This is a genomic window from Geodermatophilus sp. SYSU D00815 (assembly GCF_054050035.1).
The window spans coordinates 201,143-220,373 of the sequence record NZ_JBJGYO010000005.1 but is presented as its reverse complement, the minus strand read 5'-3'; the positions used below and the strand labels follow the sequence as shown (position 1 = coordinate 220,373).

General features: G+C 75.8%; 15 protein-coding genes and 1 pseudogene. 5 read left to right on the top strand and 11 right to left on the bottom strand.

What is annotated here, in order from left to right; genetic code table 11:
* Positions 1-31 precede the first annotated feature (31 nt).
* Positions 32-2,647 carry a family 78 glycoside hydrolase catalytic domain gene (locus ACI78S_RS08430; RefSeq protein WP_456972123.1) on the top strand — a complete coding sequence of 872 codons (2,616 nt, stop codon included), beginning with the start codon at positions 32-34 and terminating at the stop codon, positions 2,645-2,647.
* Positions 2,648-2,673: 26 nt separating this feature from the next.
* Here the strand turns inward: ACI78S_RS08430 and ACI78S_RS08425 are convergent, their stop codons facing one another.
* The gene (locus tag ACI78S_RS08425; protein WP_456972121.1) at positions 2,674-2,919 is read right to left on the bottom strand and encodes a hypothetical protein; all 246 of its coding nucleotides are present in this window, start codon (positions 2,917-2,919) and stop codon (positions 2,674-2,676) included.
* A gap of 150 nt (positions 2,920-3,069) precedes the next feature.
* Here ACI78S_RS08425 and ACI78S_RS08420 point away from each other — a divergent pair, with 150 nt between their 5' ends.
* Positions 3,070-3,654: a DUF1349 domain-containing protein gene (locus ACI78S_RS08420; RefSeq protein ID WP_456972119.1), complete on the top strand. Its 585-nt coding sequence runs from the start codon at positions 3,070-3,072 to the stop codon at positions 3,652-3,654.
* A gap of 44 nt (positions 3,655-3,698) precedes the next feature.
* On the opposite strand, the pseudogene ACI78S_RS08415 reads toward ACI78S_RS08420, so the two are convergent.
* Positions 3,699-4,088: pseudogene (locus tag ACI78S_RS08415) on the bottom strand (ATP-binding protein); the annotation flags it as partial.
* 51 nt (positions 4,089-4,139) lie between these two features.
* Here ACI78S_RS08415 and ACI78S_RS08410 point away from each other — a divergent pair.
* Positions 4,140-4,490 carry an STAS domain-containing protein gene (locus ACI78S_RS08410; RefSeq protein WP_456972117.1) on the top strand — a complete coding sequence of 117 codons (351 nt, stop codon included), beginning with the start codon at positions 4,140-4,142 and terminating at the stop codon, positions 4,488-4,490.
* A gap of 11 nt (positions 4,491-4,501) precedes the next feature.
* Positions 4,502-6,718 (top strand): SpoIIE family protein phosphatase, encoded by a 2,217-nt coding sequence (locus ACI78S_RS08405; protein WP_456972115.1) that lies wholly within the window; start codon positions 4,502-4,504, stop codon positions 6,716-6,718.
* A gap of 55 nt (positions 6,719-6,773) precedes the next feature.
* On the opposite strand, the gene ACI78S_RS08400 is transcribed toward ACI78S_RS08405, so the two are convergent.
* Together ACI78S_RS08400 and ACI78S_RS08395 are read right to left on the bottom strand one after the other, a co-directional pair.
* Positions 6,774-8,453, bottom strand: a complete 1,680-nt coding sequence (locus ACI78S_RS08400; RefSeq protein ID WP_456972113.1) for an MDR family MFS transporter — start codon at positions 8,451-8,453, stop codon at positions 6,774-6,776.
* Positions 8,454-8,525: 72 nt separating this feature from the next.
* Positions 8,526-9,125 (bottom strand): TetR/AcrR family transcriptional regulator, encoded by a 600-nt coding sequence (locus tag ACI78S_RS08395; RefSeq protein ID WP_456972111.1) that lies wholly within the window; start codon positions 9,123-9,125, stop codon positions 8,526-8,528.
* A gap of 120 nt (positions 9,126-9,245) precedes the next feature.
* Here ACI78S_RS08395 and ACI78S_RS08390 point away from each other — a divergent pair, with 120 nt between their 5' ends.
* Positions 9,246-9,896, top strand: coding sequence for an HAD-IA family hydrolase (locus ACI78S_RS08390; RefSeq protein WP_456972109.1), 651 nt, complete (start codon positions 9,246-9,248; stop codon positions 9,894-9,896).
* 135 nt (positions 9,897-10,031) lie between these two features.
* Here ACI78S_RS08390 and ACI78S_RS08385 read toward each other — a convergent pair whose 3' ends face one another.
* From ACI78S_RS08385 to ACI78S_RS08355, 7 genes are all read right to left on the bottom strand, one after another.
* Complete coding sequence (locus tag ACI78S_RS08385; protein WP_456972107.1) at positions 10,032-12,002, bottom strand: acetoacetate--CoA ligase; 1,971 nt, start codon at positions 12,000-12,002, stop codon at positions 10,032-10,034.
* Positions 11,999-12,877: an HAD-IIA family hydrolase gene (locus ACI78S_RS08380; RefSeq protein WP_456972105.1), complete on the bottom strand. Its 879-nt coding sequence runs from the start codon at positions 12,875-12,877 to the stop codon at positions 11,999-12,001. The genes ACI78S_RS08385 and ACI78S_RS08380 overlap by 4 nt, the downstream gene beginning before the upstream one ends.
* The gene (locus tag ACI78S_RS08375) at positions 12,874-14,382 is read right to left on the bottom strand and encodes a biotin carboxyl carrier protein (RefSeq protein WP_456972103.1); all 1,509 of its coding nucleotides are present in this window, start codon (positions 14,380-14,382) and stop codon (positions 12,874-12,876) included. The genes ACI78S_RS08380 and ACI78S_RS08375 overlap by 4 nt, the downstream gene beginning before the upstream one ends.
* Positions 14,379-15,728, bottom strand: coding sequence for an acetyl-CoA carboxylase biotin carboxylase subunit (locus tag ACI78S_RS08370; protein ID WP_456972101.1), 1,350 nt, complete (start codon positions 15,726-15,728; stop codon positions 14,379-14,381). The genes ACI78S_RS08375 and ACI78S_RS08370 overlap by 4 nt, the downstream gene beginning before the upstream one ends.
* A complete protein-coding gene (gene accB / locus ACI78S_RS08365) occupies positions 15,725-16,216 on the bottom strand; it encodes an acetyl-CoA carboxylase biotin carboxyl carrier protein (RefSeq protein ID WP_456972099.1) in 492 nt (163 codons plus the stop codon). The genes ACI78S_RS08370 and accB overlap by 4 nt, the downstream gene beginning before the upstream one ends.
* Positions 16,213-17,277: a PEP/pyruvate-binding domain-containing protein gene (locus ACI78S_RS08360; protein ID WP_456972097.1), complete on the bottom strand. Its 1,065-nt coding sequence runs from the start codon at positions 17,275-17,277 to the stop codon at positions 16,213-16,215. The genes accB and ACI78S_RS08360 overlap by 4 nt, the downstream gene beginning before the upstream one ends.
* A gap of 73 nt (positions 17,278-17,350) precedes the next feature.
* On the bottom strand, positions 17,351-19,216 hold the full coding sequence (locus ACI78S_RS08355) for a PEP-utilizing enzyme (protein ID WP_456972095.1): 1,866 nt from the start codon (positions 19,214-19,216) through the stop codon (positions 17,351-17,353).
* Positions 19,217-19,231: the final 15 nt, after the last annotated feature.

Sequence of the window (19,231 nt, the reverse complement as noted above, 5' to 3'; positions counted from 1 at the left end):
AGATGGCCATGTCGGTGATGGGGGGCCGGGCATGAGCGACGTCACCGTCGCGCCGGTCACCGTCGAGCACCACCGCGAGCCGCTGGGGATCGGCGAGGCGACGCCGCGCCTGTCCTGGGTGGTGCGGACCGATCTGCCCGGCTGGCGGCAGGCCGCCTACGAGCTCGAGATCGGCGACCGGTCGTCGGGGCGGGTCGAGTCGGCCGAGTCGGTGCTCGTCGCCTGGGACGCCCCGCCGCTGACCAGCCGCGAGCGGCGCAGCGTGCGGGTGCGGGTGTGGGGCGAGGGCGCGGCCGAGCCGTCGGCGTGGAGCCAGGACGCCGTCGTCGAGGCGGGCCTGCTGGCGCCGGCCGACTGGACGGCGGAGCTCGTCCGGCCCGTGCTGCCGGACGACGCCGACGAGCCGGTGCTGCTGCTGCGCCGCGGGTTCACGCTCGACAAGCCGGTCGCGCGGGCCCGCCTCTACGCCACCGCGCAGGGCGTCTACGAGGCCGAGCTCAACGGCCGGCCGGTCGGCGACCACGTGCTCGCGCCCGGCTGGACCAGCTACCGGCACCGGCTGCGCTACCAGACCTACGACGTCACCGCGCTCGTCACCGAGGGCGCCAACGCGCTCGGCGCCCAGCTGGCCGACGGCTGGTTCCGCGGCTACATCGGCTTCACCGGCAGCCGCGGCCACTGGGGCGAGCGCACCGGCCTGCTCGCCCAGCTCGAGGTCGAGCACCCCGACGGCACGCGGACGATCGTGGGCACCGACGGCTCCTGGCGCTCGACCGCGGCCCCGACCACGCGCGCCGGCCTCTACGGCGGGGAGACCTTCGACGCCCGCCGCGAGCTGCCCGGCTGGTCGACGGCCGGCTTCGACGACGCCGCCTGGAGCCCCGTGGAGACCGGCGCGCTCGACGTCGCCACGCTGGTCGCCCCCACCGGCCCACCCGTGCGCCGCACGCAGGTGCTGCCCGCGGTCGAGGTCTTCCGGTCGCCGGCGGGCAAGGTGCTCGTCGACTTCGGGCAGAACCTGGTCGGCCGCATCCGGTTCGCGCTGCCCGACGCCCCGGCGGGCACGGAGATCACGGTGCGGCACGCGGAGGTGCTCGAGGACGGCGAGCTGGGCACCCGCCCGCTGCGCAAGGCGCGGGCCACCGACGTCGTCGTCCTCGACGGCGAGGGGCCGCGCACCTGGGAGCCGCGGTTCACCTTCCACGGCTTCCGGTACGCCGAGGTCGAGGGGTGGCCGGGCGAGCTCACCACGGCCGACCTGGAGGCCGTCGTCGTCCACACCGACCTGCGCCCGACCGGCACGTTCACCTGCTCCGACCCGGACGTGACCAAGCTGCACGAGAACGTCGCATGGGGCATGCGCGGCAACTTCGTCGACGTCCCCACCGACTGCCCGCAGCGCGACGAGCGGCTCGGCTGGACCGGCGACCTGGAGGCCTTCGTGCCGACGGCGGCGTTCCTCTACGACACCGCCGGCATGCTGCGCTCCTGGCTGGCCGACCTCGCCGCCGAGCAGCTGGAGGACCTGGACGGCGTCGTCCCGCTGTACGTGCCGTGGATCCCGCTGCTCCCGTTCCCCGTGCAGGCCGAGGCCGGCTGGGGCGACGCCGCCGTCGTCGTCCCGTGGACGCTGTACCAGCGGCACGGCGACGCGCAGCTGCTCGCCGACCAGTGGGCGTCGATGACCGCCTGGCTCGACGCCTTCGCCTCGGCCGCCGGGAGCGACCTCGACTTCGCCGGCGTGCCCTTCATGCTCGGCGACTGGCTGGACCCGGCCGCGCCGCCGGACCAGCCCGGGGCCGCCCGCACCCCGTGGCCGCTGGTGGCCACGGCCTACCTCGCCCGGTCGGCGCGGATCATGGCCGAGGCCGCCGCCGTGCTGGGCCGCGACGGCAGCGAGCACGCCGCCCTGGCCGAGCGGGCCGCGGAGCGGTTCCGCGCCGAGTACGTCACCCCGACCGGCCGGGTGGCCTACCCGGCGCAGACCGCCTACGCCCTGGCGCTCGAGTGCGACCTGCTCCTGCCCGCGCAGCGCGAGCACGCGGGGCGGCTGCTGGCCGAGCAGGTGGCCGACGACGGGTTCCACATCGGCACCGGCTTCCTCGGCACGCCGTTCGTCACCGACGCCCTGGTGGACGCCGACGAGGTGGCCACCGCCTACCAGCTGCTGCTGCAGCGGGAGAACCCGTCGTGGCTGTACCCGGTGACGATGGGTGCGACGACGGTGTGGGAGCGCTGGGACTCGATGCTCCCCGACGGGTCGATCAACCCCGGCGAGATGACCTCGTTCAACCACTACGCCTACGGCGCGGTCGCCGACTGGCTGCACCGGACCGTCGCCGGCCTGGCCGCCGCCGAGCCCGGCTACCGGAAACTGCGGATCGCCCCGCGGCCCGGCCCGGGGATCACCTCCGCGGCCGCGACGCACGAGACGCCCTACGGGACGGCGGCGGTGTCGTGGTCCGTCGACGGCTCGGCGTTCGCCCTCGAGCTCACCGTGCCGCCGAACACCACCGCCGAGGTGTCGCTGCCCGACGGCAGCGCGCCGTTCGAGGTGGGCTCCGGCCGGCACGTGCTCGAGCGGACGGTCACCGTGCCGGTCCCGGTGGAGCGGCCGAAGGGCTTCGTCCCACCCGACCACGACTGACGGCACCGTCCGACGCGGGCGCGCGCCTACCCGTGGAGGGCGCGGCGGGTCCCCTTCGCCACCTCCTCCCCGGTCCGGCGCAGGCGGCGGCGGCCGCGCTCCACCTCCCGCTCCGCCCTGCGCTTCAGGCGCCAGAACCTCCAGCCGCCGATGACGAGCAGCACCAGCGGGGCCAGGGGGAGCAGGACCGGGGTGAGGACCAGGCCGAGCAGCAGGAGGACCACGGCGAGGACGACGCCGACGGTCCCCACGAGGGAACGGACAGCGTTCATGCCGCGACGATGCGCGCGGACCCCGCGGTCCGCGATCCCCGGACGTGCTGTGCCGGTGACCTGCGACGATCATGGACCTCGGGAGGCGACGCGCCGCGGGCGGGCGGCGTGTCCCGTCCCGAACCCCGTGATCGCCCGCGGAGGGTGCGAGTGAGCACGAGCACGAGGTCCTGGGCCGAGGGCACCTGGACGACGCCGCCGGTCGCGGCGACCGAGGAGGGGCCCGACCTGCTGGTCACGGCCGCCGAGGGCAGCGACGCCTGGCGGCACACGGCCTACGGGTTCGTGCACGACGACGCCCACGCGCTGCTCGCGCCGCTGGACGACCCGGGCGCCGTCGAGGTCACCTTCGACCTCTCCTACGACCGGCAGTTCGACCAGGCCGGCCTCGTGCTGCGCGCCGGCGCGGAGACGTGGGTCAAGGCCGGCGTCGAGTTCTCCGACGGCGTGCCGCAGGTGGGCGCGGTGGTCACCCTCGGCCGGTCGGACTGGTCGGTGGCCCCGGTACCGGAGTGGGCGGGCCGGACGGTCACCGTGCGGGCGAGCCGCTCCGGCGACGCCGTCACCGTCCGCGCCCGGGCGGGGGACGACCCCTACCGGCTGGTGCGCGTGGCGCCCTTCCCCGCGGGGCTCCCGGTCGCCGCCGGCCCGTACTGCTGCGCGCCGACGCGCTCGGGGCTGGTGGTCCGCTTCCGGCGCTGGGTGACCGGGCCGGCCGACGCCGCCCTGCACTGACCGGGCCGCACGCCGGCGGGGGGCAGCGCCTTCTCGAAGGTCACGCGGTGCCGGCCGTCGTCCTCGCGGACGAACTCGAGGGTGTCGACCAGGGCCCGCACCAGCGCCAGGCCGTGACCGCCGTCGAGGGCCGGGGCCGTGGGGCGCGGCACCGCGTCGGGGTCGAAGCCGGGACCGTCGTCGAGCACGCTGATCCGGCAGCGCGCGTCGTCGATGTCGACGCGCACCTCGTACTCCTGCCGGCCCGCGTGGCGGACGGCGTTGGCGCACACCTCGCTGAGGGCCAGGGCGAGCTGCTCGACGACCGGCTCCTCGACCCGCAGGTGCTCCAGCGCCTGGCGGCACAGCGCACGGGTGAACGGCACGCTGTGCAGGTCCACCGGGAGGTGGACGGAGAGCTGGACGCGCACGGCCGGCCACCTCCGGACGATCATGTACCTCTACCCTCGGGGAACCCGTCCAGTTCACCACGAGAGGGGGCGCGGGTGTCCTTCGACGTGCGGCACACGTCGGTACGCGAGGTGCCCGTGCTGCAGGTGACCGGTGAGCTGGACGTGCTCACCGCGCCGCGCCTGGCCGACGAGGTCGAGCGCGCCCTCGCGGAGCGGCCCGCGCTGCTGGCCCTCGACCTCACGGCGACGACGTTCATCGACTCCAGCGGAGCCCGCCAGATCGCCCGTGCCGCGCGGGCGGCCGGCCGCAGCGGCGCGGCGCTGCAGGTGGTGTGCCCGCCGACCAACCGCCCCGTGCGCCTGGTGTTCGACCTGCTGTCGATCGACAGCGTCGTCCCGGTGCTGCCCTCCACCGACCTCGTCGGCCGCGACAGCCGCCCGTAGGGTCGCGGGGCATGAGCGTCCCGACGTCCGACCGGGGAACGGAGGAGGCGCTGCGGCACTGCGCCGCCGAGCCGATCGCCGTGCCGGGCGCGATCCAGCCCCACGGGGTGCTGCTGGCCCTGACCGAGCCCGACCTCACCGTGGTCAGCGCCTCGGCCAACGCGGGCGACCTGTTCGGCGCCGAGGTGCTCGGCCGGCCGCTGGCCGAGCTGCTCGCCCCCGCCGATCTCGCCGCCCTGCGCGCGGACCTGGCCGGGGACGCGCTCGAACCGCTGCGGCAGACGGTCGCCGGCGGCGAGGCGGACCTGGTCGTGCACCGGCGCGACGGCCTGCTCCTCGCGGAGTGGGAGCCGCTGGCCGGCGCCGAGCGGGCGCCGGCGGAGTGGCACGCGCGGCTGCCCGCCGTCCTGGCGCGGCTGTCGGAGAGCGGGTCGCTCGACGAGCTCACCGCCGCCCTGGCCCGCGACGTGCGGGCGCTGACCGGCTTCGACCGGGTGATGGTGTACCGCTTCGACGCCGAGTGGAACGGCGAGGTCGTCGCCGAGAGCCGCCGCGACGACCTCGAGCCCTTCCTCGGGCTGCACTACCCGGCCGGCGACATCCCCGCCCAGGCCCGCGAGCTGTACACCCGCAACTGGCTGCGGCTCATCCCCGACGCGCGCTACGCGCCGGTGCCGCTGCGGCCGGCGGTCAACCCGCTCACCGGCGGCCCGCTGGACCTGTCGCGGTCCGTGCTGCGCAGCGTCTCCCCGGTGCACCTCGAGTACCTCGCCAACATGGGCGTGGTCGCCTCCATGTCGGTGTCGCTGGTCGACCGCGGCCGGTTGTGGGGGCTGATCGCCTGCCACGGCTACCGCGGGCCGCACCGGCCGTCCTACGCCGACCGGACGGCGGCGGAGTTCCTCGGCCGCACAGCCTCGCTGCTGCTGCGCACGACCGCGGAGAGCGGCGAGCGCGACCGCGTGGTCGAGGTGGCGCAGCGGCAGGCCCGGCTGGTGGCCGCGCTGGGCCGGGCCCCGCGCCGCCCGGCCGCCGCCCTCGTCGGGGGTACGACGACGGTGCTGGACCTGCTGCCCGCGGCCGGCGCGGCGGTGCGGCTCGACGGGCGGCTGCACCTGCTGGGGTCGACCCCGCCGCCGGACCGGGTCCCCGGGCTGGTGCGGGAGCTCCTCGGCGCCGGCGCCGCGGTCACCGACCGGGTGCCGCGCGTGCTGCCGGCGTCGGCCGACCTGGCGGCGACCGCGAGCGGCGTGCTCGCCGTGGAGGTCGGCGGCGGCCGGGGCGACTTCCTCGCCTGGTTCCGGCCCGAGACGCTGCGCACGGTCACCTGGGGCGGCGACCCGCGCACCTCGGAGGTGGTCCCCGACGACGGCGGCCCGCGGCTGTCCCCGCGCCGGTCGTTCGCCGCGTGGAGCGAGATCGTCCGCGGCACCGCCGAGCCGTGGCGGCCGCACGAGGTCGCCGCCGCCCGGGAGCTCGCCGCCCAGCTGGGCGCCGCGCGGCTCGACCGGGCCGAGGAGGACGACCGCCTGGCCGCGGCGCTGCAGCGCACCCTGCTGCTGGCGCAGCCGCCGGAGGTGCCCGGGCTGGCCCTCGCCGCCCGCTACCTGCCCAGCGCCCGCGACGTCGTCGGCGGGGACTGGTACGACGTCGTCCCTCTCCCCAGCGGGCGGGTGTCTGTGGTGCTCGGCGACGCGGCCGGGCACGGCCTGCCGGCCGCGGCGATCACCGCCCAGCTTCGGCACGCGCTGCGCGCCTCCCTGGTCCGAGACGAGGGCCCGGCGGCCGCGCTGGACGCGCTGAACGCGCTCGTCGCCCAGCTGCTGCCCGAGGAGCTGGCCACCGCCGTCGTGGCCGAGCTCGACCCGGCCACCGGCGAGGCCGTGCTGGCCACCGCCGGGCACGTGCCGGTGCTGCGCGTCGGTCCGGAGGGGGCCGCGTGGCTCGACGACGAGCGCGGCCCCGCGCTGGGGCTGGTCGAGGCGACCGGCCACCGCGAGGTGCGGGTGCGGCTCACCCCCGACGACCGGCTGCTGCTGTGCAGCGACGGACTGGTCGAGCGGCGCGGCGCCGGCCTGGAGGCGGGGATGGCCGCGCTGCGCTCCGCGGCCCGCGCCGCGGCGGCCGCGCCGCCGCAGGAGCTGGTCGACCACGTGGTGTCGGTGCTGGACCCGCCCGACGCCGACGACGTCACCGTGGTCGGCATCGCGCTGTCCCCCGGAGCGTGAACGGCCGGGGCCGGGGACCGTGGTGGTCCCGGGCCCCGGCCGTCGGACCGGTGGGCTACGCGGGGACGGGCGCGTCGCGCGGGTCGTCGTCGCGGTCGTCGGACCGCTCGACCACGACCGGCTCGTCGACCACGTCGGCCGGGGCGGTGAGCGCCGCCAGCTCGTCCTCGGACTCGACCGCCTCGCCGCGGGCGACCATGCCGGCGATCTCGGCGAGCGGGATCTCCTTGAGCAGGAACGCCAGCGCCACCGCGACCAGCAGGATCGGCACGAGGTACCAGAACACCGGGGCCAGCGAGTTCGCGTACGCGTCGACGATCGCCGTCTTCAGCGGCTCGCCGGCCGCGTCGACCGCCGCCGGCGTGAGGGTCTCGGCCGAGGTGATGCCGGCCTGCGCCGCCTGCGCGCCGTTCTCGGTCAGCGCGCCCACCAGGTTGTCGGCCAGCCGGCTGGTGAACAGCGTGCCGAACAGCGCGATGCCCAGGGTGGCGCCGACCTCGCGGAAGTAGTTGTTCGTCGAGGTGGCGGTGCCGATCTGCTCGGCCGGGACGGCGTTCTGCGCGGCCAGGACGACGTTCTGCATGATCAGGCCGAGGCCGGCGCCGAGCGCGAAGAACATCAGGCCGATGGTCCACAGCGAGGTCGCCCCCGACAGCGTGGTCATCCAGACCATCGTGGCCGCGATGACCGCGGCGCCGGCGATCGTGAAGACCTTGTAGCGGCCGGTCCGCTGGATGAACGCCGCCGAGCTCTGGATGGTCAGGATGATGCCGGCGGTCATGGGCAGCATGAGCAGCCCCGAGTTGGCGGCCGACAGGCCCGAGCTCATCTGCAGGAACGTCGGCATGAAGGCGATCGCCGAGAACATGCCCAGGCCGACGGCCATGCCCAGCGCCGTGGCCACCACGAAGGTGCGGTTGCCGAACAGCGACAGCGGGATGATCGGCTCGACCGCCCGGCGCTCGACCAGCACGAACGCCACCGCCGAGACGACGAACGCGGCGATCCACCACAGCGTCACCGGGGCGCTCCAGCCGTCGCTGCCGCCGAAGTCGGTGAACATGATCAACGACGTCGTCGTGGCCGACAGGGCGACGATGCCGGCGTAGTCCAGCGGCGTCGTGCTCCGCTTGCGGGGCAGGGTGAGGGCGAACCAGCCGATGAGGAACGCGGCCAGGCCGACCGGCACGTTCACCCAGAAGCACCACTGCCAGCCGAACAGCGCCGAGTCGGTGAAGAAGCCGCCGACCAGCGGCCCGGCGACGGCGGAGAGGCCGAACAGGGCGCCGATCGGGCCCATGTACTTCGCGCGCTCCCGGGCGGGGACGACGTCGGCGATGATCGCCTGCGACAGGATCATCAGGCCGCCGCCGCCCAGTCCCTGGACGCCGCGCCAGATGACCAGCCAGGTGAAGTTGGGCGACAGCGCCGCGCCGAGGCTGGCGACCGTGAACAGGCCGATCGCGACCAGGAACAGCGTGCGCCGGCCCCAGAGGTCGCCGAACTTGCCGTAGACCGGCATGACCAGCGTGGTGGCCAGCAGGTAGGCGGTGGTCATCCAGGCCATGTGGGAGACGCCGCCGAGGTCGCCGACGATGGTCGGCATAGCCGTGGCGACGATGGTCTGGTCGAGGGCGGCCATGAGCATGCCGGCGAGCAGCGCCGAGAAGATGAGGTTGATCCGGCGCCGGGTCAGGACGATCGGCGGCGGACTGTCGGTCAGCGGGGCCTGCACGAGGGTTCTCCTCAGTAGAGCTGGCCGGTGCCGCGGGCGCGCGGCACCGGGTGGTGCGGGTGGAGCGGGGGATCAGGCGGTCGGCGTCGGCAGGCCGGCGGCGACCGCGTCCCAGGCCTCGTCGACGAGGTCGGGCAGCGAGGCGGTGAAGTCGGTGGTGAACCAGCGGTGCAGCGAGGTGCGCATGACCGCGGCGGCGACCCCGGCCAGCAGGGTGGGGTGGACGTCGACGCCGACCCGGGTGCCGGTGCGCTCGGCGATCGCCTCGGCCAGCGCGCGCTCGGACTCGCCGAACGCGGCGGCCAGCCGGCCGACCAGGCCGGGGGAGGCGTCGATGACCTTCAGGCGCAGCGGCCACAGCTCGGACTCGGCGGCCATCTCCGCGACCTGCGCGCGCTGCACCGCCCGGATCGCCTGCACCGGCGTCTCCCCGGCCGGGCGGTCGCGGAAGGCGTCGACCTGCCGCCGCGAGGCCTCGGGGTCCAGCCCGAGGACGGCGTCGTCCTTGGACGAGAAGTAGTTGAAGAAGGTGCGCGGGGAGACGTCGGCGCGCTCGGCGATGTCGTCGACGGAGACGTGCTCGAGACCGCGCTCGGCGACCAGCCGCAGGGCCGCCTCGTGCAGCGCGAGGCGGGTGGCGAGCTTCTTGCGCTCGCGCAGGCCGGTGGTCACGGCAACCATCCTGGCGCAAAGTTGCGTCGACTGCAAGTTTGCGGACACTGCACGGCGTGTCGTTCCGGCCAATGGGAGCGGCTGCCCGGTAAGGCACCCGGTGCCCGATGCTGGTCGGCGATGATCGAGATCCCGTGCCGCGGCCTGCTGTTCGACGCCGACGGCGTCCTCGTCGACTCCGATGCCAGCGTCGAGGTCTCCTGGTCGCGGTGGGCGCACCGCTGGGACCTCGACCCGGCCGCGGTGCTGCCGGTGGTCCACGGGCGGCGGTCGGCCGACACCGTCGCGCTGCTGGTCGACCACGCCGACCGCCCGCGGGCGCTGGCCGACATCGACCGCTTCGAGCTCGAGGACGCCTCCTCGGTGACCGCCTGCCCGGGCGCGGCCGAGCTGCTGGCCGAGCTCGGCGAGGACGAGCCGTGGGCCGTCGTCACCTCGGGGAGCCGGGAGCTGCTGACCGCCCGGCTGGCCGCCGCGGGGCTGCCGCTGCCGCCGGTGCTGGTCACGGCCGAGGACGTGCGCCGCGGCAAGCCCGACCCCGCCGGCTACCTGATCGCGGCCTCGGCGCTGGGGCTGCCGCCGGAGGACTGCGCCGTCCTGGAGGACAGCGGCGCCGGTATCGCCGCGGGTCGCGCGGCGGGCGCCGCGGTGGTCGGGGTGGGGGAGCGGGCGCTGGGCAGCGAGGCCGGCGTCGTCGTCCGCGACCTGCGCGGCCTGACCTGGGACGGCACCGGGTTGCGGCTGCCCCGGTCCGCGGTGCTCCGCGGGTGACGGCGCGCGCACCGGTGCCGGCCGGCGGCGGGATCGCCGGCACCGCGGAGGCGAACGGCTGCGACGGGCCGGCCGGAGCCGGGGTCGACGTCACCGCGGCCGACCGTCGCGCCCCAGCACCACGACGGTCCCCGGTCACGCGCGCAGTCCGCCGAGCACCCTCTCCCTGACCGCGGCGACGGCCGCGGTGAACGCCTCCGGGCGGTCCAGGCTGCCGGCGTCGACCGCGTCCGCCACGGGCACGCCCTGCAGCACCCGTTTGAGCGGAACCTCCAGCCGCTTGCCGTTGCCGTTGCGCGGCAGCACGGGCACCGCGACCACGTCGTCGGGCACGTGCCGCGGCGAGAGCTCGCGGCGCAGCGTCGTCCGGACGAGCTCCGCCAGCCGTTCCTCGTCGGCGTCCGCGGCGGGGACGACGAGGACGACCAGCCGGCCGTGCGCCGTCGCCTCGTCCTCCAGGTGGACCACGAGGCTGTCCGACACCTCGGGCAGGCCGTCGAGGACGCCGTAGAACTCGGCGGTGCCCAGGCGGACGCCGCCGCGGTTGAGCGTCGCGTCCGAGCGCCCGGTGATCACCCAGGTGTCCCGCTCGGTGCGCACCAGCCAGTCGCCGTGCCGCCAGACGCCCGGGTAGACGTCGAAGTACGCCGACCGGTAGCGCTCGCCGTCGGGGTCGCCCCAGAACCCGACCGGCATCGAGGGCATGGGCTCGGTGACCACCAGCTCGCCGGGCACGCCGCGCACCGGCCGGCCCTCCGGGTCGAACGCCTCGGTGGCGACGCCGAGCGGGCGGCAGGTCATCTCCCCGGCGTACACCGGGGTGAGCGGGCTGCCGCCGACGAAGCCGCTGCACACGTCGGTGCCGCCGGAGGTCGAGGCGAGCAGCAGGTCGTCGGCGACGGAGTCGTAGACCCATGCCGCCGCGGCAGCCGAGAGCGCCGACCCCGAGGAGGTCACCTCGCGCAGCGCCGAGAGGTCGTGGCGCTCACCCGGCCGGAGCCCGGCGCGGGCGCAGGCGGAGAGGTAGCCGGCGCTGGTGCCGAACAGCGTCGCCCGCGTCTCTGCGGCCACCGCCCACTGGGTCGACAGGTCCGGCCAGCCGGGGTCGCCGTCGTGGAGGACGACCGCCGCGCCCACGGTGAGCCCGCTGACCAGGAGGTTCCACACCATCCAGCCGGTGGTCGTGTACCAGAAGCCGGTGTCGCCCGGGCCGACGTCCATCTGCAGGCCGAGCGCCTTGGCGTGCTCCAGCAGCAGCCCGCCGTGGCCGTGCACGATCGCCTTCGGCAGCCCGGTGGTCCCGCTGGAGAACAGCACGACCAGCGGGTGGTCGAACGGCACCGGCTCGAACACCGGGGCGGCCGCGGTCGCGGTGAACTCCGACCAGGACAGGTCGGCGTCGAGGTCGCCCTCGCCGAGGTACGGGACACCGACCACCCGGACACCGGGCAGCGCCGCCCGCACGTGCCGCACCTCGTCCACGCGGGAGACGGTCTTCGCCCCCCACCGGTAGCCGTCGACGCAGACCAGCACCGCCGGGTCGAGCTGGCCGACGCGGTCGAGCACGCTGCGCGGCCCCATCTCCGCCGGGACGCTGCACCAGATCGCGCCCAGGCCGGCGGCGGCGAGGTGGACGGCGACGGCCTCGGGGATGTTCGGCAGGTAGCCGACCACGCGGTCGCCGCGCCCGATCCCGAGCCGGAGCAGCCCCTGCTGGGCGCGGCCGACCAGGTCGGTGAGCTCGGCGCCGGTCAGGTCCCAGGGCCCGCGCGTCTGGCTGCGCGCCCGGATCCGGACCTCGCCCTCCGGTCGGCGCAGCGCGTGCTCGGCGTAGTTCAGGGTCGCGCCGGGGAACCACTCCGCTCCCGGCATGTCCCGCCGTCCGAGGACCCGCCGGTACGGGGTGTGCGCGACGACGCCGGCCCAGTCCCAGACCTCGGCCCAGAACCCCTCCAGGTCCTCGACCGACCAGCGCCAGGCCGCCTCGTAGCCGGGCAGGTTGCGGCCGGTGCGCCGCTCGACCCGGTCGAGGAAGGCGCCGAGGCGGGACCGCGCCCGCGCGTCGCGGGGCGGGGTCCACAGCACCGTCCCCGGTTCGACGGTCACGCCCGCGCCTCGTCGGCGGCGCGCCACAGCCGCATGAGCTGCGGCAGCCCGTCGACCACGAGGTCGGGCCGGTCCTCCGGCGGGGCACCCGCGACGTCCGCCGGGCCGTGCATGCCGGTCGTGACCAGCACCGCCACCGCCCCGGCGGCACGGGCCATGCGGGCCTCCAGGGTGAGGTCGTCGCCGGCCACCAGCACCTCCTCGGCCGGCACACCCAGCCGCCGGGCGGCGACCGCCATGGCGATCGGCGACGGCTTGCCGAGCACCTCGTAGCCGCGCTGCGTGACGTAGGACAGCCCCTGGGCGATGAAGCCGCCGACGCCGGCCATCGGCCGCGTGCGCGAGGCGAAGCGGCGGGCGTCGCTGCACACCAGGAGGTCGGCACCGCTCCACAGCGCGTCGGCGGCGGCCTGCAGCCGGTCGCGCGTGAAGTTGGTGTCCCAGCCCACGACCACGGCCACCGCGTCGGCCGGGCGGTCGGGGGCGACCAGGGTGACCCCGCCGGCGGTCAGGACGTCGAGCAGCCCCGGCCCGCCGAAGGCCAGCACCGGCTGCGACCCGAAGCGCTCGCGCACCACCTCGGCGGCCACCACCGACGGGGTGAGCACCTCCTCGTCGGCGACGGCGAGGCCCAGCCCGCGCAGCGAGGCGGCCAGCTGGGCCGGCACCTGGCTGGAGGCGTTGGTGAAGACGACGAGCGAGCGCCCGGCCGCGCGCACCTGCGCCAGGGCCTCCGCGGCCCCCGGCAGCGGCTCGCCGCCGTGCCCGCCGGGGCTGTCGGAGAGCACGAGGCAGCCGTCCACGTCGAACAGCACCCCGCGCACGGCGGCCAGCCGCTCGGCCAGGCGGGTGTCGACGGCGGTCGTGTCGGTCACGGCGCTCCCTCCCCGGGCCGGCGCAGCGAGACGGTCGAGTCGCCGAGGGTCACGTCGATCGACCGCCAGCGCGGCAGCTCGGCGACGGCGGTGGCGAAGTCGGCCGCCGTGGTCACTCGCGGCGCCGGCCAGCGCGGCGCGGGGCTGACCACGGCGTCGAGCTGCTCGGCGGGCAGCACCGTGCGCAGCACCACCTCGTCGTCGTCGGCCGGGCGGCCGAGCGACCTCGTGACCCGGCTGCGCAGGTCGTCGGCGGACGGCTCGGCGAGCGGCCGGTCCAGCTCGCGCGTGCGCGGCGCGTCGGCGACCCGCTGCCGCACCTCCGAGTCGATCTCCCCGGGCGGCGTGCCGAAGTGGCCGAGCACGTAGCGGATGACCTCGTCGGGCAGCCGCGACCACCGGTCCTGGCCGGAGCGCCCCGCGACGACGTTGAGCACCGCCTGGCTGCCGACGAACTGGCTGTACGGCGTGACCATGATCGGATAGCCGAGCTCGGCGCGGACCCGGCCGACCTCCTCGAGGACGGCCGGCAGCGCCTCCGGGATGCGCAGCTCGTCGAGCTGCCGGCGCAGGGTGCCCATCATGCCGCCGGGCACCTGGTGCGCGTGGTAGCTCAGGTCGTACTCGGACGGCCGCCCGGGGGGCAGGCCCTGCTCGGAGCAGATCCGGTCGATCAACGACTCCGCCTCGGCCACCGGGTCCAGGTCGACGTCCACGTCGATGCCGACGGTGGCCAGGTTGGCGGCCAGCCGGGTGACCGACGGCTGGCTGGTGCCGTTGGCCAGCACCCCGATCGCGGTGTGCAGGACGTCGACGCCCAGCTGCGCGGCGAGCACGTAGACCTGCGGGGCGACGCCGGTGGTGCAGTGGCTGTGCAGCTCCAGCGGCAGCTCACCGACGGCGGCCCGCAGCTCGGGGACCAGGGTGGCGGTGCGCTCCAGCGTGAGCAGCCCGCCCGGGTCCTTGAGGTAGACGGCGTCCACGGCCGGGTCGGCGGCCAGCGTCTTGGCCGCCGACCGGTAGAGGTCGTCGGTGTGCACCGGCGACTCGGTGAACGTGACCGCGGCCACGACCTGCTCGAGCCCCTCCTCCTTGGCCATCCGGGCGACGGCGAGGGCGGCCTCGGCGTCGTTCATCGGCTCCGCGATCTGCAGCCGCCGCATGCCGTGCCGCGCCAGCGCGGCCAGCGACAGCCGCATGAGCGACTCCGGCGAGCGGTCCCACGACATGAACCGCATGCCGGTGGTGATCAGCGACAGCGGCGTGGTCGGGACGACGGCACGCATCCGGCGGATCCGCTCCCACGGGTCCTCGCGGTGCCAGCGCACGCCCACCGACAGGTGCGTGGAGGACGTGAAGTCGAGCGCCGCGAAGCCGGCCCGCTCCAGCGCCGGGCCGAGCGCCTCCACCATGCCGGTGGTCAGGCCGGTGGCACCCCACAGGCTCTGGTTGCCGTCACGGGTGCTGGTGTCGACCAGCCGCACGGGCTTCCGGGGGGCGGTCACGCCGCCACCTCCGGCGGCCAGATCGTCTCCAGCCACCGCGTGGGCACGCCGCCGGCGCGGAAGTCGGGGTGCGCGAGCACCGCCTCGTGCACGGCCCGGGTGGTCTCGACGCCGTCGATCCCGGTCGCGGCGAGCGCGGCCAGCATCGCGTCGATCGCCGCCTCCCGGCTGTGGGCGCGGACGACGAGCTTGGCCAGCAGGCTGTCGTAGAACGGCGGGAACAGGTAGCCGTCGGTCACGTGGGTGTCCACCCGGATGCCCGGGCCGCGGGGGAAGCGGACCGCGGTCACCCGCCCGGGGCTGGGCCGGAAGCCGGCGTGCGGGTCCTCGGCGTTGAGCCGGCACTCGAGCACGTGGGAGGTGGGCTCCGGGAGGTCGGCCGGCAGGCCGTGCGGCTCGCCGAGGGCCAGCCGCAGCTGGGCGGCCACCAGGTCGACGCCGTACGCCTCCTCGGTGACCGGGTGCTCGACCTGGATGCGGGCGTTCACCTCGAGGAACACGACGGCGTCGGACTCCGTGTCGACGAGGAACTCCACGGTGCCGGCGCCGCGGTAGTGCAGCTCGCGCACCAGGTCGGCGGCGCTGGTGCGCAGCCGCTCCCGGGTGGCGGCCGGCAGCCCGGGGGCCGGGCACTCCTCGAGCAGCTTCTGGTGCCGGCGCTGCACCGAGCAGTCCCGCTCGCCCAGGACGACGCAGCCGCCGACCCCGTCGCCGAACACCTGCACCTCGACGTGGCGGGCCCGCGGGTAGAACCGCTCGACGTAGAGCGCGTCGTCGCCGAAGCCGGCCCGGGCCTCGGCCGCGGCCTGGGGCAGCACGCGACGCAGCTCGTCGTCGTCCCGTGCCGGGTGGATCCCCCGACCGCCGCCGCCGTGCACCGCCTTGACCAGCAGGGGGAAGCCGATCTCACGGGCGGCGGCGAGCGCGGCGGCCTCGTCCGGCACCTCCGCGCCCGGGGCCACCGGGACGCCCGCCTTCTCGGCCACCGCCCGCGCCGAGGTCTTGTCGCCGACCGCGCGCAGCGTCTCGGCGCGCGGGCCGGCGAACGCGACGCCGTTCGCCTCGCAGGCCTCGGCCAGCGCCGGCTGCTCGCTGGCGAAGCCGTAGCCCGGGTGCAGGACCTCGGCGCCGACGCCGAGCGCGGCCTGGACGAGCAGGTCGGCGCGCAGGTAGGACCCGGCGGGCGCCGACGGCCCGATGCAGACCGCGCGGTCGGCGAGGCGGGCGCCCAGCGAGTCCCGGTCGGCGGCGCTGACGGCGACGACGGGGGAGAGGCCGAGCCGGCGGCAGGCCGCGACGACCCGGACGGCGATCTCGCCGCGGTTGGCCACGAGCACGGTGGTCACGGCGCCGTCCGGGGGTCGACCAGGAACAGCGGCTGCCCGTGCTCGACCAGCTGGCCCTCCTCGGCGCAGACGCGCACGACCCGGCCGCGCACGCCCGCGGGCACCTGGTTCATCAGCTTCATCACCTCGACGATGGCGACCGTCGTGTGCGGCTCGACCTCGCCGCCGACGTCGACGAACGGGGGCGCGTCCGGGGACGGGCGGCGGTAGAAGACGCCGAGCACCGGCGCGGGGATCTCGACGAGGTGCTCCTCCGCCGGCGGCGGCGGTGCCGGGGGCGGTGCGGCGGGTGCCGGTGCGGCCGCGGCGGTGGGCACGGGGGCGGGCGCCGCCGCCGGTGCGCCGGTCCGCGGCGGGAGCACCGAGCGGGAGACCCGCAGCGACACGCCCGGCATCTCCAGCTCGACGTCGGCGTAGCCGCTGTCCTCCAGCCGGCGCACCAGCTCGAGGACGTCGTCCCAGCCCGGCGCGCTCTCCGCGGTCGTCACGGCCGGCTCCCCAGGGTGTGCAGCATGCCGAGGTAGCCGGTCGCCGGCTGCTTGGCCCTCGCCTCGGCCTTGCGGGTCCTCCAGGTCGTCTCGGGGCGGCTCTGCAGCAGCACGAGCGACGAGGAGTGCCGGTCCAGCGCCCACTCGATGTCCTGCGGGCAGCCGTAGTGCCGCTCCACCCGGACGGCCAGCTCCGCCAGCTCCCGCAGGGTGGCGTCGTCGAGGCACGGCCGGTCCCGCAGCTCGGGCGGGACCTCGACGGTGACCGTGCCGGAGCCGGACGGGTCGGGCAGGCACCGGTGCGCCTTGTGCGCCACCCGCCGGCTGGTGACCGACCAGTCGGCCTTGCTCACGAAGAACTCGTCGGGGGTCACCTCGCCGGAGACGACGGCGTGGCCGAGGCCCCAGCTGGCGTTGACCGCGACCACCGACCGGTCGCCGGTGCGCGGGCTGACGGTGAACGCCACCCCGGCGACCGCGGCGTCGACCATGGTCTGCACCCCGACCGAGATCTGCGTCGCGCGGCGGGCCTCGTCGTCGTCGAGCCCGCTGCGGTAGGCGATCGCCTGCGGGGTGTAGAGGCTGGCCCAGCAGGCGCGGACGTGCTCGACGACGTCGTCCGCGCCGACCACCCACAGGTAGGTCTCCTGCTGCCCGGCGAAGCTCGCCGCGTCGCCGTCCTCGGCCACCGCCGAGGACCGGACGGCGACCGGCAGGTCGTCCCGCCCGGCCCGGGCGCACAGCGAGGCGTAGCCCTCGCGGATCTCCCGGACCACGTCTGCGGGCAGCTCCGCCCGGTCGATCAGGCCGATCGCCTCGCGCTGCGCGGCCTCCAGGGACGACGGGCTGGCGGCGTCGGCGGCGAGGACGACCGCCTTGAGCCGGTCGCGCAGCCCGCCGGTGTCGCGGAAGAGCTCGAAGGCGTCGACGGTGACGGCGAACCCGTCGGGGACGGCGATGCCGGCGGCGAGCAGCTCGCCGAGGCTGGCGCACTTGCCGCCGACGGCCGGCCGGTCGGTCAGCCGGAGCCCGGCCAGTGGTCGGGTGAAGCGGGATGTCACGGGAGGAGCTCCTGGGGGAGGGGCCCCGCCGCCCCTGGCCGACGGCGACCGGGGCGGCGGGTGGTGCGGGCGGTCAGTCGAGGATGGTGACGGTGCCGGTGTCGCCGTCGACGCGGATGCGCTGACCGGTGCGGATGGCGGCCGTGGCGGTGCCCGTGCCGACGACGGCGGGCAGCCCGTACTCGCGGGACACGATCGCGGCGTGGCACATGATCCCGCCGATGTCGCTGACCGCGCCCCTGATGCGGGCGAAGACCGGGGTCCAGCTCGGGCTGGTGATCGGCGCGACCAGGATCTCGCCGTCCTCCAGGGTGTCGAGCTCGTCGGGGCTGAGCACGACGCGGGCCGGGCCCTCGGCGACCCCCGGCGAGCCGGCGAAGCCGGACAGCGTGCGCGCGCCGTCGCCGCCCTCCTGGGCGGCGAGCCACTTCTCCACCTGCTCGCTGGTGATGCCCCAGAGCATGATCGTCATCGGCTCGACGATCTCGCCCGGCGCCGGGCCGAGGGCCGGCGGGGCGGTCCACCGCGACAGCGCGCGGTGGATGCGGCGGCGCTCGGCGACGACGCCCGGCCAGTGGTCGGGGCCGAGCGGCTCCCCGCCGCCGCACCAGGCCATCTGGAGGTCGGCGATCGCGTCGACGATCTCGGCGCGGCGAAGGAAGAACAGGTCGTCGACCCGGTCGAAGAAGCCGAACCGGACGAACAGCGCCCCCAGCTCGCGCATCTTGTTCCAGAACACCGTCATGTACCAGTGCTCGATGTAGAAGTTGTGGTTCTCCACGTACGGGAAGACCACGCGGGACAGGCCCAGCGCCTCGTCGAAGGCCTGCCGGTCGGCGTCGTCCTCGATCAGGCCGCGGTAGCGCCCGACCACCTCGTCGCGCTCGCGGGCGACCGCCTCGACCGGCCGGGAGAGGTCCTCGCCCGCCTGCAGCCGGCCGACGTACTCCGCGATCATCGTCATCGGGAACGTCGGGTCGTCGGACCAGCTGCGGTGGTGGTGGTAGAAGCCGTTGCCGTAGGAGAAGTGGAACCACGGTTCGGCCGACTCGGCGTAGGCGGCCAGCCACCGGCGTCCGGGGTCGGAGCCCTCGAGCCGGGCACGGATCGCCGCGGCGCCGTCCCCGGAGGTGAGCTCGCCGGCCAGCCCGAGCTCGATGCCGAGCGCGGCGAGCTTCTTGAGCTCGTCGTCCGGGCGGAACAGCAGGACGTCGACGCCGCTGACCATCTTGGCCACGGACTGGTCGCTGATCTCGGGGAAGTGCGACCGGCAGATCGTGAGGAAGTTCAGGTACGCGGCGTAACCCATGTTGAGCAGCTCGCTGTGCAGGTTCCACGCGGCGTCGATCGAGGCGAGGACCGCCTGGTAGGCGACCAGCAGGTCGTTGGCCGAGGTGACGCCGCGGCCGGCGAGCACGCGCTCGACCGGCTCGAACTCGCCGAGCTCGGGGATCTCGATCGCCTGGAGCGCGGCGATGTGCGCGCGGACCTTGTCCTCCCAGGCGGAGTAGAGCTGCGGCCAGTTCCGGTAGTAGTGCCCCACCCGGACGGCGAACTCCTGCGCCCGGCGGCCGACCTCCTCGGGGTCCTCGACGCCGTTCGCGCTCATGTAGACGTAGCCGTTGAGCACGCGGACGTCGAGGCCGAGCGCCGGCGGCAGCGCGAAGACCCGGCTGTTCATCACGCCGGTGGACATGAAGGCGCTGTCGGACGTGACGATGTCGAACGGCGGCATCGGCTCGGGGAAGTGCATGCCGTTGCGGAACCAGGTGCGCTGCGAGTCCTTGGCGCGGCGGGCCTCGAGGAACTGGTTGAAGTACGGGTACATGTCCCGCCAGCCCTCGGCGCCCTCCGGCGTGGGGATGTCGTACGGATCGGGGAAGCCCCGCCGAGGAGCGGCTGCGGCTTCGGGAGTGGGCAGCGGTTCGGTCGTGGTCATGGCCTCTCCTCGGGC